The organism is Muricoccus vinaceus, from assembly GCF_042433125.1.
GTDB classification, from domain to species: Bacteria; Pseudomonadota; Alphaproteobacteria; order Acetobacterales; family Acetobacteraceae; genus Roseomonas; species Roseomonas vinacea.
On the sequence record NZ_JBHLVZ010000062.1, the window covers coordinates 1 to 16084 of the forward strand.

The following is a 16084-nucleotide window of genomic DNA, read 5'->3' on the forward strand; positions in this document are numbered from 1 at the left end:
AGAGCTCATCAGGAACGAGGAGGGCTATCCTTCCTCAACGCCTCAACCCAGGTTCTGTCCCGATCTTTGAGTGCCCTCGCGCTGCCGCTGCACCGGCGACCCCACGTCCACCAACCTGCCTTGCTTCGTCAGACTCCTCGGGAGTGCCCGCGCGGGTGCCTTCGAACGCGGAATGATGGGATTGATTTCGCGAAACCCAACCTGGAGACCTTGGTGCATGAGTCGTCCGGTTGGGCATCCCCGGGTAGGCTGGCGTGAGGGCTACCCCTCAATGGCTCATGAGGCGCCCACCATGCCGTACAAGGCCAATGCCGACCGCCGGCACCGCATCCCGAAGCAGCGGCACCGGGTGACGAACTGGCCTGCCTACGAGGCGGGTCTGCGCGCCTGCGGCAGCCTCACCGTATGGTTTACGGCAGAGGCGATCGAGACATGGCGTGCTGAGCCTCGCACCGGCCGTGGTGATCAGCCGCGCTACTCCGCTCTGGCGATCACCACGGCGCTGACCCTGCGGGCGGTGTTCCGCTTGGCGCTGCGCCAGGGGGAAGGCCTGATCGCCTCCCTCATCGGCCTGCTCGGGCTCGACCTCGCTGTGCCCGCTCACAGCACGATAAGCCGCCGGGCCGAGACGCTGAAGGTGCCGCGTCCGCGCCCTGAGCGCGAGCCCGTGCACCTGCTGGTGGACAGCACGGGATTGAAGCTCTGCGGCGCCGGCGAGTGGCTTATGGAGAAGCATGGCTCGAGGACGCGGCGCGGGTGGCGCAAGCTCCATCTCGCCACCGACGCCGACACCGGGCGTATCGTCGCGTCGGCGCTGACCGACAAGAATACCGATGACGGCTCGCGGGTCGGGCCTTTGCTGGACCAGGTCAACGGACCGGTGGCGTCCTTCACCGGCGACGGGGCCAACGACCGGGACGACGTCTACGCCGGGGTCGAAGCGTGGCACCCGGCGGCCCGCGTCATCGTCCCACCCCGATCGAGCGCCGTGCAGAGCGATACGGCTGAGACGGCGCCGACGCAGCGGGATCGACATCTTCAGACCATTGCCGAGCACGGCCGCATGGGCTGGCAACGGACGTCAGGGTACAACTGCCGCGCCCTTGTGGAGGCCGAAATAGCCGTCGCCGCAGACGTGCTAAATCGCATGCTCGAGCTCGGGCGCCCGGAGTACGTGCGCGTCACATGAGCCCCGATCCGGGCAGGGCGCAGCTCGCCCACACCCGCGAGCCATGCAACACGGCGCATTCTCGTTATGGACGACCGACAGGAAGCACGCCACCGAGCGAGCGCGTTAGGTCAGCTGCGGTGTTAAGCAGCATCGGACCAGCCTTTATCGCCGCTTCCGGTGTAAGTCGGGTCACTGGTCCCGTAAGGCAAAGAGCGCCCGCGAAGCTCTCGCCTGGCCCGAAGACGGGGGTAGCCAAGCCAGCAACATGGGGGTCTCGTTCACCACCCGTGTAGAGTGGAACTTCCGTTGCTGCAGCTTCGAGCGGCAAAGGTATGGTCCCGAAAATCCGTAGCACCTGAGCGATAGCGGAGCTGTCCATCGGAAGCATGTCGCCCTGCCGAACATGCAGCCTCAGGCGATGCGGGGAGTCGACGCGGTATAGGCAGAGCCGGTGCTCGCCGCTTCTGACGTAGAAGGAAGCGCTCTCACTCGTCTCTGCCACCAGCTTCTCGAGTGCCGGCATTACATACACCTCAACTCGGAAAGATTGTTGATAGATCGAGCCGAGCCGGAATAGTTCCGCGCCGAGACGGTAGGAACCGTCCGGAAGCCGCACAAGATAGCCGTGCTCCTCGAGCGAAATGGCGAGGCGCATGATGGTGGTCTTGACCAGCCCCGTCCTGGCGGTCAGTTCGGCTAAGGTCACGGCATCGTCCCCGCGGCGGAAGGCCGAGAGCAGGGTCAGGGCTCGGCCTGCCGAGGCGACGCCCTCCAGCGAAGCGCTCGAACGGGTCTGGGCGGTCATGGCGCCCACCGTTACGGTCGCTCCCCGTCCAAGGCAAGCCGGCCCGCCGTGTCACAGCCCTCAGGCGGCATGTGAGTAAAGCGGAAGACCCTCCACCTCTAGTTCGGCCCTCAGGATGGTCCCGGTCTCGGACTCCGTCACGAACAGGCTGCGCCCATCGGCGCCGCCAAAGGCGAGGTTGGTGGTGGACCAGCCAGCGCAGGAGGCGATGCGCGCGAGCGGCTCGGCCCGGGGCGAAAGGCGCCAAACTGTGCCAAACCCGGCATGGGCGACAAGCAGTCCGCCCTCAGCATCCAGCGCCAGTCCGTCGGGTCCGCTCGGGCCGCCATGGAGGTGGCAGAAGATGCTCGCCTTTGTGACGCTGCCATCGGCATGCAGTGGCAGGCGCCAGATCTGGTTCGCCCGCGTGACCGCCACCAGCAAGAAGGAGGCGTCCGGCGCCACGACGATGCCGTTGGGGCTCGGAACCGTGTCGACTAGGCAGTCCAGGCGCCCATCCGTGCCCAGGCGGTATACCCTTCCCGTTGGGTCCTGCAGCCCAGTCTGCCCCTGATCTGTGAAGTAGAGTTCGCCCCCGGGCCCAAAGACGAGATCGTTGACGCCCTTGAAGCTTTCGGAGCGCGCCGTCTCCAACAGGGCGGTGACTAACCCGGTCGCTGGGTCCAGCAGCATGATCCCGCGCCTGTAATCCGTAATGAAGATCCGCCCGTCCCGGTGGATCTTCAGCCCGTTCGGCCAGCCGTCATACTCGGCGACCTGCTCCCACTCCCCCTGCGGCGAAACGCGGAAGATGCGCCCGAAAGGAATGTCGGTGACGTAGAGCCGACCCTGCCGATCGAAGGAAGGTCCCTCCAGAAAGCTGTCCACCGGCCGCCCGGCGCGGTTGGCGTCGCTCCAGGCCGTCCGCCGGCTCCGCCGGAAGCGGTCCGGCAGGCGCGCGAAGACCTCGGTCTCGAGGCGGGGTGGTGGGGCGAAGAAGCTCATCGGGCCGACCTCACTGACGCTCGATGCCGCCCGAGGCAGCAACCTCGCGCCAGCGGGCCGCCTCCTCGCTTAGGAGCTGGCCGAAGGCCGCGGGCGTAATGCCACCGGGCTCGGAGCCGAGCTCGGCAATGAAGGCCTTCATGTCGGGCGCAGCGAGGGCGCGCACTGCCTCTTGGTGCAACCGCTCCACGATGGCGTCCGACGTGCCCTTGGGCGCCGCGAGACCGGACCAGTTGATCACCCCGAAGCCGGGCAGACCCGCCTCTCCGAAGGTCGGCACGTCTGGAAGAGCGGCCACTCGGTACTCGCCGCTGATCGCAAGAGGGCGAAGCTGTCCGCCGCGGATGTTCCCGAGGGCCGATCCGGGCGAGATCATCACTAGGTCCACGTTGCCCGAGAGAACGCCGATGACGGCCTCGCCGGCGCCGCGGAAGGGCACGTGGTAGAGCTTCACCCCCGCCGCGCGCTCGAAGGCCAGTGTTGCGAAGTGGGGCGCGCTGCCCATACCGCCTGTCCCGTAGGTCAGCTTCTCCGGCTCCTTCTTCGCCTCCGCGACGAGGGAGGCGAGGTCGCGATAGGGCGACTTTTCCCCAACGGCGAGCAGGATGGGTGAGAAGGCCGTGACGGTGACCGGCCGGAATGCCGTCGCCTGGTCGAAGGGCAGGCGGCTGAACAGGTAGGGCAGCATGGCGTAGGTGTTGTCCATCGCCAGCAGCGTGTAGCCGTCCGGCGCGGCACGGGCCGCCTCCGCAGCGCCGATCGTGCCCGTGGCGCCCGACTTGTTCTCGACCAAGAAGGTCTGACCCATCTGCTCGGACAGCTTCTGGGAGACGCGGCGCGCCAGCGTGTCCACGGCGCCACCCGGCGCCCAGGGCACGATCACCCGAACCGGGCGAGCCGGGTAGGCAGCCTGCGAGCGGGCGGGGCGCGGCAGCGCGAGGCCGCCCAGGGCAGTGCCGAGGAGGACGCGGCGAGAAACGATGGGGGGACGGCAAATCGACACTTGCGCTTCCTCTTCTTGATCGTCTATTTCGAAACGGCGTTGCGTTTCTTGGGGCGTTCTGGCACCAGAACGGCGGCGGTGTCAACAAAACGGCGCGGCACGGCGCCTTTCCCTGGGAGGACGACCTTGGCAGCAGGCTTCCGCATTCTTTCGCGCACCCGCCGGGTCGATGCCGCCCTGGTCGAGCGCTTCCGGGCGCTGCCCGTCGCCAACGTGAGCGACGTGATGTCCCGCCTGACGGCCGGCGGCGCGCGGCTGCGCCCGATGCACGCGCCCGGCGCCGTGCTGGCCGGCCCCGCGCTGACGGTGAGGACCCGGCCCGGCGACAACCTGATGATCCACAAGGCGATCGCGCTCGCGGTGCCCGGCGACGTGATCGTCGTCGATGCGGGCGGGGACCTGACCAATGCCCTCATCGGCGAGCTGATGCTGGCGCAGATGGTGAAGCGCGGCCTCGCCGGCATCGTCATCAACGGCGCGATTCGCGACAGCGCCGCGATCCGCGCGCAGGCCTTCCCCGTCTTCGCCGCGGGCGTCACCCATCGCGGCCCCTACAAGGACGGGCCGGGCGAGATCAACGTGCCGGTCGCGCTCGACGGCATGGTGATCGCGCCGGGCGACCTCGTCCTCGGCGACGACGACGGACTGCTCGGCGTGCCGCTTGACGAGGCCGAGGCCGTCCACGCCGCCGCGAGCGCGAAGCAGGCAGCGGAGGAGAGACAGATGGCGAACATCCTGGCCGGCGCCCACGACGCGTCCTGGGTGGATACCTCACTCCGCAAGCTCGGCTGCGAGGGGCTGGCGTAGTCCTCCCCGCTGCCGCGGCGCGCCAGGACAAGCCCGGGCCGGCCCCCTTCCCCCTTCCAGCCCTCGAGAGCCCTTCCATGACTGATACCGACGCACGCCCCACCGTCCTCGTCTCGGCCGCCTGGCTGGCCGCCGAGGCCGTCACGATGCTGGAGAAGGCGGGCTACGCCGTGCGCTGCACCTCCGGCTACCCCGGCGAGGAGGAGCTTCTCGCCGCCATCCGGGAGCACCGTCCGGTGGCCATCCTGCACCGGCAGGGCATCATCAACGGCACGGTCATGGACGCCGCCGCGCCCGAGCTGCGGGTGGTCGCGCGCCACGGCGCGGGGATCGACGGCATCGACATCCCCGCCGCCCGCGCCCGCGACCTGACCGTCACGCGCGCGGCCGGCGCCAACTCGCGCTCGGTGGCCGAGCACGCGATGGCGCTGATGCTGACGATGCTGAAGGACCTGCCCTCCGTCACCGCCGGCATGCGGGACGGGCTCTGGGAGAAGACCTCCCGCATGACGCGCGACATCGACGGCATGACGCTCGGCATCGTCGGGTATGGCGCCATCGGCACCAAGGTCGCCCGCATGGCCACCGCCTTCGGCATGCGCGTGATCGCCCACGACCCCCTTCTGCCCGCCGGTCCGCTGCCCGGCCCGGTGGAGCGGGTGGAGACGCTGCCCGACCTGCTGCGCCGGTCCGAGGTGCTGTCCCTGCACTGCCCGCTGGAGCCGGGGACGCGCGGCCTGATCGGCGCGGCGGAGCTGGCGCTGCTGCCGCGCGGCGCCATCCTCGTCCACACCGCCCGCGGCGGCATCGTCGACCAGAACGCGCTGCTCGCCGCGCTGGATTCGGGCCATCTCAGCTGGGCCGGCGTGGACGTCTTCGTGAAGGAGCCGCTGGAGAAGGAGAGCCCCTTCCGCAACCACCCGCGCGTCGTCGCCACGCCGCACCTGGCCGCCAACACGCCGCGCGGCGCGACGGGCATGGCCTGCGGCGCGGCGGAGAGCATCATAGCCGTCCTGGCCGGGCGCCTGCCCGCGCTGGAGGGCGCCGTGGTCGTCCCCGGCGGCCTCCCGGCCGAGCTCGCGCCGGCGATCTGACGGCGCGAAGGAACCGCCCATGATCCCGCGCATCCCCGAGGCGCCGCCGCCGGAGGCGCTCACCCGCGCCTTCCTGGACGCCCTCCGGGCGGCCGGCTTCACGGGCGGGATCGCCGCGGGCGACGCGGACCGGATGGTCTTCGCGACCGACAACTCCATCTACCGCGTCCCGCCCCAAGCCGTGCTCTTCCCGCGGGACACGGCGGACGTCGCCCGCGCCCTGCGCCTCCTGGCGGAGGAGCGCTTCCGCACCGTGGTGCTGGCGCCGCGCGGCGGCGGCACGGGTACCAACGGGCAGTCGCTGACGGCCGGGATCGTGCTCGACCTGTCGCGACACATGAACCGCATTCTGCATATCGACCCGGCCGCGCGGCGCGTGCGCGTGCAGGCCGGCGTGGTAAAGGACCAGCTCAACGCGGCGCTCGCCTCGCACGACCTGTTCTTCGCGCCGGAGCTCTCCACCTCAAACCGCGCCACCATCGGCGGGATGATCGCCACCGACGCCTCCGGCCAGGGCTCCTGCCTTTACGGCAAGACGCGGGACCACGTGCTGGCGCTGACCACGGTGCTGGCCGACGGCACGGCCTGGGACTCCACCCCGCTGGAGGAGGAGGCGCTGCGCGCCGTCCAGCGCCGGACGGACCTGGTCGGCGCCGTCCACCGCGCCGTGGACACCATCCAGCGCGGGCACGCATCCGAGATCGAGGCCGGCTTCCCGAAGCTCAACCGCTGCCTCACCGGCTACGACCTCGCCCATATCCGGGACGCGACGGGCCGCTTCGATCTGAACAGCGTGATCTGCGGCGCGGAGGGCACCCTCGGCGTGGTGACGGAAGCCACGCTGAGCATCCTGCCGATCCCGGAGCACGTCGCCCTGGTGAACCTGCGCTACGGCAGCTTCGACGCGGCGCTGCGCGATGCGGGCGCGCTGATGGCCTTCGGAGCCGCCTCCGTCGAGACGGTGGACAGCAAGGTCCTCGCCCTCGCGCAGGAGGACATCGTGTGGGAGGGCGTGCGCCCCTTCTTCCCCGAGGACACGGGGCGCCCGACGCGCGGCGTGCTGCTCGTGGAGTTCGTCGGCGACGCGGAGGACGAGGTGGAAGGCGCCCTCGCGCGCCTGACCGCGACGCTGGACGCCGAGGGCTTCGCCGGGCACCGCCTGGGCTACACGGTCGCCCGCGGCGAGGCCGCGGTGGGCCGCGTCTGGGACATGCGCAAGCGCGCGGTCGGCCTGCTTGGCAACATGGCGGGCGAGCGGCGCCCCATCGCCTTCGTCGAGGACACGGCCGTCCCGCCCGAGCACCTGGCCGACTACATCGCCGAGTTCCGCGCGCTGCTGGACGGCGCCGGGCTGGACTACGGCATGTTCGGGCACGTGGACGCGGGCGTGCTGCACGTCCGCCCGGCCATCGACATGAAGGATCCGGCGCAGGAACGCCTCATCCGCGACGTCTCGGACGCCGTCGCGACGCTGACGCAGCGCCACGGCGGCCTGCTCTGGGGCGAGCACGGCAAGGGCGTGCGCTCCGAGTACTCGCCGCGCTTCTTCGGCCCACTCTACCCGCTGGTGCAAGCCGTGAAGGCCGCCTTCGACCCGCACAACCAACTCAACCCCGGCAAGATCGCCACCCCTCCGGACAGCGGGGCATTGCTGCGGGTGGACGGCGTGCCCACGCGCGGCGAGGCCGACCGCGCGATCCCTGCGGCGGTGCGCGCCCCCTACGACACGGCGATGCACTGCAACGGCAACGGCGCCTGCTTCAACTGGGACGCCGACGATGCGATGTGCCCCTCCTGGAAGGGCACGCGCGAGCGGCGGCACTCGCCCAAGGGCCGGGCAATGCTGGTGAGGGAATGGCTGCGGCGGCTGAGCGAGGCCGGGGTGGACCCGGTGGCCGAGGCGGCCGCCCTGCGCGCCTCCCCGCCCCTGCGCGGCGTCCTCGCGCGGCTGCGGAACACGCTCGCACGGCGGCGCGGCGAGGCGGACTTCTCGCACGGCGTGAAGGACGCGATGGACGGCTGCCTCGCCTGCAAGTCCTGCACCGGCGGCTGCCCCATCAAGGTCGACGTGCCCGGCTTCCGGGCACGCTTCCTGGAACTCTATCACGGACGCTACCTCCGCCCGCTTCGCCACCACCTCGTGGCGCGGGCGGAGCGCCTCCTGCCGCTCGCGGCGCGCGTGCCGCGCCTCTACAACCTCGCCATCGGCAGCGCGCCCGGCCGCGCCGCGCTGCGCGTCGCCGGCCTCGTAGACAGCCCGCCCGCCTCCGGCATCGACCTCGGCGCGGAGCTTGCCGCCCGCGGCATCGCCCTGGCCGAACCGGCGGCGCTGCGCGCCCTGCGGGAGGAGGACCGCGCGCGCGCCGTGGTCTTCGTGCAGGACGCCTTCACGAGCTTCAACGAAACGCGCCTCCTGCTCGACGTGCTGGACCTGGCCCTCGCCCTCGGCGCGCGCCCCTGGGTCGCGCCCTTCCGGCCCAACGGCAAGCCGCTGCACGTGCACGGCTTCCTCGGCGCCTTCGCCAGGGCGGCCGCGGCGAACGCGGCGGCGCTCGGCGCGCTGGCGGAAACCGGCGTGCCGCTGGTCGGGATCGACCCCTCCATGACGCTCACCTACCGCTCCGAGTACAAGGAGGCGGGCGTCGCCGCCCCGCCCGTGCTGCTGCTGCAGGAATGGCTCTCACGCCAGACCGGCAAGGCGCCGCGCGGCGCCGCCCCAGGCCCGTTCCGCCTCCTCCTGCACTGCACGGAGCGCACCAACGCCGCAGCCTCCGCGCGCGAGTGGCGCGCCGTGTTCGCCCGCCACGGCCTGGCGCTGGAGGTGCCGCCCGCCGGCTGCTGCGGCATGGCCGGCACCTACGGGCACGAGGCGGAGCACCGGGCGATGTCCGAGCATCTCTACGGCCTGAGCTGGGCGGCTCAGGTCTGGGGCGGCGGCGACGTCTTGGCCACCGGCTATTCCTGCCGCTCCCAGGCGAAGCGCCTGGACGGTGTCGCACTGCGCCACCCTGCCCAGGCCCTGCTGGCCGCAATCCGCGAGGGTCGTCGCGACGGCGGCGTCACCCTGCCGCGGGCAGCCTGAACAACACTAAGGAGGAAACGAGAATGACCACAAGGGCAAACCCTGGGCGCCGCCGCCTGCTGGCGGCCGGCGCGGCACTCGCCGCCGCCCCGCTCGCCCGTCCCGCCCTGGCGCAGGCCGCCTGGCCCGCCGGGCGGCCGATCGAGATCGTGGTGGGCTTCGCCCCCGGCGGCGGCACCGACGTGATGCTGCGCGCCCTCGCGCTGTTCCTGGCGGCGGAGCTGCCCGGCGCCAACTTCGTCATCAGCAACCGCCCGGGCGCGGGCGGGGAAACCGCCTACACCACACTCCAGGCCGCGCGGCCGGACGGCTTCACCATCGGCGGCATCAACACCCCCGGCTACCTCTCCGTGCCCATCGAGCGGCGCGTGCGCTACGACCGCGCGAAGATCCGCGCCATCGCCCGCCTCGTGGACGACCCGACCGCGTTCGTGGTGCACCGGGACTCTCCCTACAGGACGCTCGCCGATCTCGTGGCGGACGCGAAGCGCCGGCCCGGGCAGATCAGCGTCGGCTCCTCTGGCGTCGGCACGGACGACCATCTCGGTCTCACGCTCTTCCAGGCGGCAACGGGCACCGAATTCATCCACGCGCCCTATGCGGGGGCGGGGCTGGTGAAGAACGCCGTGCTGGCGCGCCACATCGACGTGGCCGGGCTGAACCTCGGCGAGATCGGCATGCTCGGCCAGGAAAAGCCCGCCCTCCGGCCGCTCGCCGGCATGGGCGAGCACCGCTGGGACCTGATGCCGGACGTGCCGACCTTCCGCGAGGCGGGCTACGACGTGGTCATGACGAGCGAGCGCGGCATCGCCGCCCCGCGCGGCCTGCCCGACGAGATCGCGCTCCGCCTGCAGGAGGCCGTCGCGCGCGTCATCGCCAAGCCCGATTGGATGGAGAAGGCGCGGCAGCTCGAGCTGCCCATGGCCTACCTGCCGGGCGCCGAATGGGAGGCTCAGATGCCGGCCCAGGAAGCCCGTTACCGCCAGATCTGGGAGAAGACCCCGTGGCAGCAGTAACCCCCTCCCGCCGCGCCCTCCTGCTCGCGGCGCCCCCGTTGCTTCTGTCCGGGCTTCTGTCCGGCCGCCTCGCGCGCGCGCAGGACGGCAGCTGGCCCGAACGGCCCGTGCGCGTCATCCTGCCCTGGCCGCCCGGCGGCACGGCCGACATCGTCGGGCGTCTGTTCTTCAATGCCCTTTCCCAGGGCACGGGCAAGCCCTTCGTGATCGAGAACCGGCCGGGTGCCACCGGCACGATCGGCGCGGCCGCCTTCGCGCAGTCCGCGCCCGACGGCTACACCGTCATGCACGGCTCGACCGGTCTGTCGGTTGAGAAGGCCCTCTTCAGCAACCTGCCTTACGACGCTGGCAGGGACTTCATCCCGGTCTTCCGCACCGTCACCGTGCCGCAGTTCGTGCTGGTGCCGGCCAGCCTTCCGATCCGCACGCTCGCGGAGCTGATCGCCTATGCCAGGGAGAAGCGCGGCATCAACGGTGCCTCGGCCGGCATCGGCTCCATCCAGCACCTCTCCATGGAGCTCTTCGCGCGCCAGACGGGCATGCCGGTCAACCACGTCCCCTACCGCGGCGGGGCGCCCATCTACACCGACCTGATGACGGGAACGGTTGACCTCTACTTCGGCAACGCCAACGCGCCGGTCGCCTTCGTCAAGGAGGGCAAGCTCCGGGCGCTCGCCCATACCGGCAAGGGGCGGCTCACCTCGCTGCCGGATGTCCCGCCGGTCTCGGACCTGCTCCCGGGCTTTGAGACCTACGAGTGGAACGGCGTCTTCCTGCCCAAGGGCACCTCCCCGGCCGTGGTGGCACGCCTCAACACGTTGCTGAACGAGGCGCTCGGCCGGCCGGACGTGGCCGAGAAACTCCGGAGCCAGGATCTGCAGGCCGAGCGTAACACGCCCGAGAAGTTCGCAGCCTTCTTCGCGGCCCAGAGCCAGCGCTGGCAGGGCTTCGTGCGCGAGGCGGGCATCCGGCTGGAGTAGGGGGATGGCGGAGCGGGCGCACGCCTCGCCGCACCTGCCGGTGCGCGAGGCTTGGCTGGCGCAGGTCGAGGAGGAGGCCCTCGATCCCGACCTGCCGATCGTGGACGCGCACCACCACCTCTGGGACCGCCCGGGTTCCCGCTACCTGCTGGACGACCTGCTGCGCGACACGGGCGGCGGGCACGACGTGCGGGCCACGGTCTATGTCCAGGCCCGGTCCATGTACCGGGCCGAGGGGGCGGAGGAACTCCGCAGCCTTGGCGAGACGGAGTTCGCGAACGGGGTCGCGGCTGAGAGCGCGAGCGGCCTGCATGGCCCGATCCGCGCCTGCGCGGGCATCGTCGGCATGGTGGACCTGATGCTGGGCGACGGCGTCGTCCCCCTGCTGGAGCGGCACATCCGCGCGGGTGGGGAGCGCTTCCGCGGCGTGCGGAACCAGACGGCCTGGCACGCGGCGCCGGAGATCAACTCGAACCCCGTGCCGCCCCGGCCCGGCCTGCTCTCCGAGCCCGCCTTTCGCCGCGGTGCGTCGCGCCTCGCGGAGCGCGGCCTGTTGCTCGACATCTGGGCCTACCACACCCAGCTCGACGAGGTGCTCGCCCTGGCCCGCGCTCTGCCCGGCCTGACGGTGGTGTTGGACCATTGCGGCGGCCCGCTCGGGGCCGGCCCGTACCGGGATCGCCGCGCGGAGGTGCTCGCGGAATGGGGCGGGCGCATGCGCCTCCTCGCGGCGTGCCCGAACGTCGTGGTGAAGCTCGGCGGCCTTGGCATGGCGGTGAACGGCTTCGACTTCGAACTTCAGGAAACGCCCCCTACCTCCGAGCAGCTAGCGGCAGCCTGGCATCCTTACCTGGAGACCTGCGTCGGCGCCTTCGGCGCGGCGCGGTGCATGTTTGAGAGCAACTTCCCCGTGGACAAGGGCAGCGCTGGCTACGTCACGCTGTGGAATGCCTTCAAGCACTTCGCCGCCCCGGCCTCGACGGAGGAAAGGACCGCGCTGTTCAGCGGCACGGCGCTCCGCACCTACCGCCTCCCGCCCCTTCCAACGGACTGAACGAGAAAACAAGGAAACACCGGAACCATGATCGCACGCCGCACCCTGCTCTCCGCTCCCGCGCTGTTCGCGTTGCCCGTCGGGGCACACGCGCAGTCCTGGCCCACGCGCCCCCTCCGTTTGGTGGTCGCCTATCCACCCGGCGGCGCGGTGGACCTTGCCGGCCGGCTGATCGGCGAGGCTCTGAGCGCGCGTCTTGGGCAGTCCGTCGTCGTGGAGAACCGCACCGGTGGTGGAGGCACGATCGGCACGGCTGCCGTCACGAACGCGGCGCCGGACGGCTACACGCTCGGAGCCAGCGCGGTGAACAGCCTCGCCATCAACCAGTACCTCTACCGCAACCTGCCCTACGACCCCGAGAAGGACCTGGTGCCGGTCTCCCTTGGGTGGGAGGCGCCTCTCGTCGTCGTGGTGCCGGTTGATCACGTCCCCTCCAAGACCCTCCAGGAGTTCGTGGCCTGGGCGAAGGCCCGCCCCGACGGCGTGGCCTTCGGCAGTTCGGGCGTGGGCACCACCGTCCATCTCTCGGGCGAGATGCTGTGCCGGCGCACGGGCATCCAGGGCACGCATGTTCCCTTTCGCGGCGGAGCGGATGCGCTGACCTCCATGCTGCGCGGCGACATCCAGTTCGTGGTGGACAACGTGCCGACGGCGCTCGGCAACCTGCGCGGCGGCAAGCTGCGGGCGCTGGCTGTCACCTCGGCCGGGCACTCGCCCGACCTGCCCGACGTGCCCACCATGGCCGAGGCAGGCGTCCCGGACTTCGTCCTGACCTCCTGGGGCGCCATCACCGTGCCCGCCGGCACGCCAGCCCCCGTGGTGCAGCGCCTGTCCGAGGCGATGCAGGACGCCGCGGCAGACCCGGCCGTGCAGGCGCGCTTCCGTCCCACGGGAAACCGCGTTCTCGGAACTACGCCGCAGGAAGCTGCGGCGCGGGCGACAAAGGAGCGGCCGATCTGGGCGCAGCTCGTTCGCCAATCCGGCGCGACGCTCGACTGATGGCAGCGTCCGAGGCGGCGCTCGCGCCCTGGTCGGCAGGGAGTGGGCCACCGGCGACGCCGGTGCCGCCCGGCGCGACGGACTGCCATTTCCACATCTACGACGCCCGGGTTCCCTCCGGCCCGGGCACCCCGCACCATCCGAATGCGCTTGAGGAAGACTACCTCGCGCTCAGGCGCCGCCTGGGCCTGTCGCGCGGCGTGCTGGTGCAGCCCTCGGCCTATGGGACCGACAATGCCCGCCACCTCCGCGCCATGGAGGTTTTGGGACCGGATCAGTACCGCATGGTGGCGGTGGTGGAGCCGGATGTCCCGGAAGCGGCCCTTCGCCGGCTCGACGCGGCGGGCGTGCGCGGCGTCCGCTTCAACCTCACCATGCCCGGCGTGCTGACGGCCGAGGCGGTGGAGCCGCTCGGACGGCGTCTTGCCACGCTGGGGTGGCACATGCAGCTCAACGCCTCCGAAGCCCAGCTCGTCGCGATGGAGCAGACCTTGGCGCAGCTACCCTGCCGCCTGGTCCTGGACCATCTCGGTCAGGTGCCGCACCCGGCAGGTCTGGAGAGCGCCGCCTTCGGCGTCATTCGGCGGCTGCTCGATCGTGGCAGCACCTGGATCAAGATTTCCGGCCCATACATCCGCAGCCGCACGGGACCACCCAGCTACGACGATGCTGGCCGCGTGGCCGCCGCCCTCGCACGAGCGGCACCGAAGCGCCTCCTCTGGGGCAGCGACTGGCCACACCCGACACAGCCGCCCGACCACAAACCCGACGATGCCGATCTCTTGGACCTCGGAGCGGCTTGGGTGGCGTTCCCACCTATCTGGCAGCAGATGCTGGTGGACAATCCAGCGGAACTCTACGGCTTTTGAGGCGGCAGGCAGCGACCATTGTGGCAACTGCTCCCTCCCCGCCCCTCACGCACGACAATAGACCTTTTGTTCGCTATGCATTTGGGTCAGGTTCGTGCAGCACAGTTGCCAAGCACTTACTCTCGAGTTCTGGCAGCCAAGTCCGTTCGGCTCGTCACACCCATCTTCTGGTAGATGTTGTGCAGGTACACTTTAACGGTTCCTTCGGTGAGGTTTAAACGTTCGCCAATCTGCCGGTTCCGCATGCCGCGTTGCACTAGATCTACGATGTCCTTCTCGCGCGGGCTAAGCTGGCAGTTTGAGGTTCTGGCATTTTGCTCCCCACGGGTCCCGAGAATCCTCTCTGCAACTTCGGGATCCAACCAGCGGCGGCCTGCCATGACCGCCTGAACGCACTCCACAAGCACCTGAGGAGCCGCGTCTTTCAGCACCAATCCATTCACGCCTAGCCGCACCGCCTCCGCAGCCTGCGCATCGGTAATGCTGGAAGTGAGCAGGACGATCCGAAATGGCCGGGAGCCGTTCGCCGGCAGGCGGCGGAGCAGCTGCAAGCCATCCTCGCCCGGCATGTTCAAATCGAGCAGCAGGAGGTCCGGATGCGACCCCTCCGTTGCCGCCGGAACCTCGGTTCCTATGGTGCACCGCGCCACGATGTGGTGGCCTGCCCCGGTCAGAAGTCCTGCCAAGCCCTCAAGCACGACCGGATGGTCGTCGGCAATCAGGATCCGGGCCATGAGCCTCGGCCTCCTGGGTCTTGCAGCGGGATCTCCATCGCGAGGCAGAGTCCGCTCGAACCTGATCTGAGCGAGAATTTGCCGCCAAGTGCTGTGACGCGCTCACGCAGCGAGCGTGGACCGATCCCGCGCCGCCTGAGTTCGTTAGCGTCGAAGCATCCTTGTTCAATAAGACAGGCACCATCATTTGAGGTCTCGAGAGTGAGCGCATGGTCTCCAAGCATCGTGGAAATGGTGAGGTGATGTGCCTTGCCATGCTTCGCCGCATTGGCGGCGCTCTCCCGTATGATGTGGCGTAGCTGATGAACCAGACGGCCCGAAACAACAGCTTCCTGCGGTTCAACCTGGAGCATGACAACCAGCCCCCATTGCAGCCGTAGCGCGCCAGCCAACTGATCCAGGTAGCTGCCAAGATCCACCGAGGCCTCTGTGGCCAGAGCCGCTGCCCCGGGACGCAGGCGTGTGATGAAGCCTCGAAGCTCGCGTTGCTCTGCCGCGAGCAAGGACCGACTTCGCTTAGGCGGGACCGAAGCTCCGGCGACACTGTGTGCTCGTGGAGAGCGGCCTGGAGTTTGAGCGCCGCACCGGTCAAGGCCTGGAGGACGCCATCGTGCAGGTCCCGGCTGAGTCGCAATCGATCCTCTGCTGCCGACGCGTCGCGCAGCATGTTCCGCGCGGTCGCCTGTTCAAACGCGACCACCACCCGCGCGGCAACCAAGTCTCCTGTGATGAAGTCCTCAGCCGCGACCTTCCTGCGGCCGGGAATGAGGAGCCCGCCAGTGACCTCTTCGGACCGAACCGGAAAGCAAAGAGCCGCATCAAAGTCACACTGTCGGCGTATGGCTTCGTTAATCGGCGCCTCGCGACTTTGCCAAACGTCCAGGCGGCCCTTGCCACGATGCACGAATGCCACGTTGCCTTCAGCGAGGAAGCTGAATTGGGCAAGCGCTTCCGGCACTGGGGGGTCTATCGCGCCAGGTGGAAAGCGCCTGATAATGGCTTGACCCGCAGACCAGTCCGCCAGCTCCACCCAGGGCTCCAGTGCGTCACTGCGAACAAGGATAGCCCGAGGTGCGGCAAACACCTTTGCCGCATACTCCAGCGCTTCCGACATCGGCTGCTCAGCCGTAGATGTGGCGGCCGGCCAGGTGCCCAGCCGGATCAACTCGTCGCCGAAATGGCGCTGCTGAAGGCTGAACAGGGCCAGCATCGCGCCGACTGCCAGCACATGTGCGCTGTGCACGCCAAAACGGGTGGGTTCAAACTCTGCTGCCAGCCATGTGGGCCAGAAGACGACGCTCGACACCGCGTAGAGGGCCACGAGGCCCACGCTCGTCCAAAGGATGCCACGCCACCCCCATCGGAAGCTGGCACTGAGCAGCGGAAAGGTGAGGAAGGCGAAGAAAGGACTGTCGGCGACCTCGGTAGCGTCCGCGGAGGTGGTGGAAAATCCGGCACGGTCCGGTGTGTAGGGCTTGGGTGGCCA

Annotated in this window: 14 protein-coding genes; 9 read left to right on the top strand and 5 right to left on the bottom strand. The window is 70.0% G+C overall.

The annotated features are described in order from the left end of the window. The first annotated feature begins 292 nt into the window (after nucleotides 1–292). Nucleotides 293–1189 (top strand): IS5 family transposase, encoded by an 897-nt coding sequence (locus ACFFIC_RS18230; RefSeq protein ID WP_377052945.1) that lies wholly within the window; start codon nucleotides 293–295, stop codon nucleotides 1187–1189. Nucleotides 1190–1253: 64 nt separating this feature from the next. Here ACFFIC_RS18230 and ACFFIC_RS18235 read toward each other — a convergent pair whose 3' ends face one another. Genes ACFFIC_RS18235 through ACFFIC_RS18245 form a run of 3 tightly spaced genes read right to left on the bottom strand, consistent with a single transcriptional unit; the run spans nucleotide 1254 to nucleotide 3963 of the window. After that, the gene (locus ACFFIC_RS18235) at nucleotides 1254–1976 is read right to left on the bottom strand and encodes an IclR family transcriptional regulator (RefSeq protein ID WP_377052947.1); all 723 of its coding nucleotides are present in this window, start codon (nucleotides 1974–1976) and stop codon (nucleotides 1254–1256) included. Nucleotides 1977–2036: 60 nt separating this feature from the next. Next, nucleotides 2037–2960: an SMP-30/gluconolactonase/LRE family protein gene (locus ACFFIC_RS18240; protein WP_377052949.1), complete on the bottom strand. Its 924-nt coding sequence runs from the start codon at nucleotides 2958–2960 to the stop codon at nucleotides 2037–2039. Nucleotides 2961–2970: 10 nt separating this feature from the next. Further along, nucleotides 2971–3963 carry a Bug family tripartite tricarboxylate transporter substrate binding protein gene (locus tag ACFFIC_RS18245; protein ID WP_377052951.1) on the bottom strand — a complete coding sequence of 331 codons (993 nt, stop codon included), beginning with the start codon at nucleotides 3961–3963 and terminating at the stop codon, nucleotides 2971–2973. Between the two features lie 126 nt (nucleotides 3964–4089). On the opposite strand from ACFFIC_RS18245, the gene ACFFIC_RS18250 reads away from it, so the two are divergent. From ACFFIC_RS18250 to ACFFIC_RS18285, 8 genes are all read left to right on the top strand, one after another. Continuing rightward, nucleotides 4090–4770, top strand: a complete 681-nt coding sequence (locus ACFFIC_RS18250; protein WP_377052953.1) for an RraA family protein — start codon at nucleotides 4090–4092, stop codon at nucleotides 4768–4770. A 77-nt stretch (nucleotides 4771–4847) separates the two neighbouring features. Further along, on the top strand, nucleotides 4848–5864 hold the full coding sequence (locus ACFFIC_RS18255; protein WP_377052955.1) for a hydroxyacid dehydrogenase: 1017 nt from the start codon (nucleotides 4848–4850) through the stop codon (nucleotides 5862–5864). A 19-nt stretch (nucleotides 5865–5883) separates the two neighbouring features. Further along, a complete protein-coding gene (gene ydiJ, locus ACFFIC_RS18260) occupies nucleotides 5884–8946 on the top strand; it encodes a D-2-hydroxyglutarate dehydrogenase YdiJ (protein ID WP_377052957.1) in 3063 nt (1020 codons plus the stop codon). Between the two features lie 23 nt (nucleotides 8947–8969). Next, a complete protein-coding gene (locus ACFFIC_RS18265; RefSeq protein WP_377052959.1) occupies nucleotides 8970–9962 on the top strand; it encodes a tripartite tricarboxylate transporter substrate binding protein in 993 nt (330 codons plus the stop codon). Then, complete coding sequence (locus ACFFIC_RS18270) at nucleotides 9950–10942, top strand: Bug family tripartite tricarboxylate transporter substrate binding protein (RefSeq protein ID WP_377052961.1); 993 nt, start codon at nucleotides 9950–9952, stop codon at nucleotides 10940–10942. Before ACFFIC_RS18265 ends, ACFFIC_RS18270 begins: the two co-directional genes overlap by 13 nt. Before the next feature lie 4 nt (nucleotides 10943–10946). After that, complete coding sequence (locus tag ACFFIC_RS18275) at nucleotides 10947–11996, top strand: amidohydrolase family protein (RefSeq protein WP_377052963.1); 1050 nt, start codon at nucleotides 10947–10949, stop codon at nucleotides 11994–11996. Between the two features lie 27 nt (nucleotides 11997–12023). Continuing rightward, entirely contained in the window at nucleotides 12024–12995 is a 972-nt protein-coding gene (locus ACFFIC_RS18280; protein ID WP_377052965.1) for a Bug family tripartite tricarboxylate transporter substrate binding protein, read from the top strand. Then, nucleotides 12995–13864 carry an amidohydrolase family protein gene (locus ACFFIC_RS18285; protein WP_377052967.1) on the top strand — a complete coding sequence of 290 codons (870 nt, stop codon included), beginning with the start codon at nucleotides 12995–12997 and terminating at the stop codon, nucleotides 13862–13864. Before ACFFIC_RS18280 ends, ACFFIC_RS18285 begins: the two co-directional genes overlap by 1 nt. A gap of 116 nt (nucleotides 13865–13980) precedes the next feature. On the opposite strand, the gene ACFFIC_RS18290 is transcribed toward ACFFIC_RS18285, so the two are convergent. Together ACFFIC_RS18290 and ACFFIC_RS18295 are read right to left on the bottom strand one after the other, a co-directional pair. Beyond that, nucleotides 13981–14598, bottom strand: coding sequence for a response regulator (locus tag ACFFIC_RS18290; RefSeq protein ID WP_377052969.1), 618 nt, complete (start codon nucleotides 14596–14598; stop codon nucleotides 13981–13983). Then, the coding region (locus tag ACFFIC_RS18295; protein ID WP_377052971.1) for a histidine kinase at nucleotides 14555–16084 on the bottom strand (1530 nt) is incomplete at its 5' end. The genes ACFFIC_RS18290 and ACFFIC_RS18295, both read right to left, overlap by 44 nt.

Excerpts from the sequence above, each read along its gene's own strand:
- ACFFIC_RS18285 (WP_377052967.1), top strand. The coding sequence starts at position 12,995 with ATGGCAGCGTCCGAGGCGGCGCTCGCGCCCTGGTCGGCAGGGAGTGGG.
- ACFFIC_RS18280 (WP_377052965.1), top strand. The coding sequence starts at position 12,024 with ATGATCGCACGCCGCACCCTGCTCTCCGCTCCCGCGCTGTTCGCGTTG.
- ydiJ (WP_377052957.1), top strand. The coding sequence starts at position 5,884 with ATGATCCCGCGCATCCCCGAGGCGCCGCCGCCGGAGGCGCTCACCCGC.
- ACFFIC_RS18290 (WP_377052969.1), bottom strand. The coding sequence starts at position 14,598 with ATGGCCCGGATCCTGATTGCCGACGACCATCCGGTCGTGCTTGAGGGC.
- ACFFIC_RS18265 (WP_377052959.1), top strand. The coding sequence starts at position 8,970 with ATGACCACAAGGGCAAACCCTGGGCGCCGCCGCCTGCTGGCGGCCGGC.
- ACFFIC_RS18230 (WP_377052945.1), top strand. The coding sequence starts at position 293 with ATGCCGTACAAGGCCAATGCCGACCGCCGGCACCGCATCCCGAAGCAG.
- ACFFIC_RS18275 (WP_377052963.1), top strand. The coding sequence starts at position 10,947 with ATGGCGGAGCGGGCGCACGCCTCGCCGCACCTGCCGGTGCGCGAGGCT.
- ACFFIC_RS18235 (WP_377052947.1), bottom strand. The coding sequence starts at position 1,976 with ATGACCGCCCAGACCCGTTCGAGCGCTTCGCTGGAGGGCGTCGCCTCG.
- ACFFIC_RS18240 (WP_377052949.1), bottom strand. The coding sequence starts at position 2,960 with ATGAGCTTCTTCGCCCCACCACCCCGCCTCGAGACCGAGGTCTTCGCG.
- ACFFIC_RS18255 (WP_377052955.1), top strand. The coding sequence starts at position 4,848 with ATGACTGATACCGACGCACGCCCCACCGTCCTCGTCTCGGCCGCCTGG.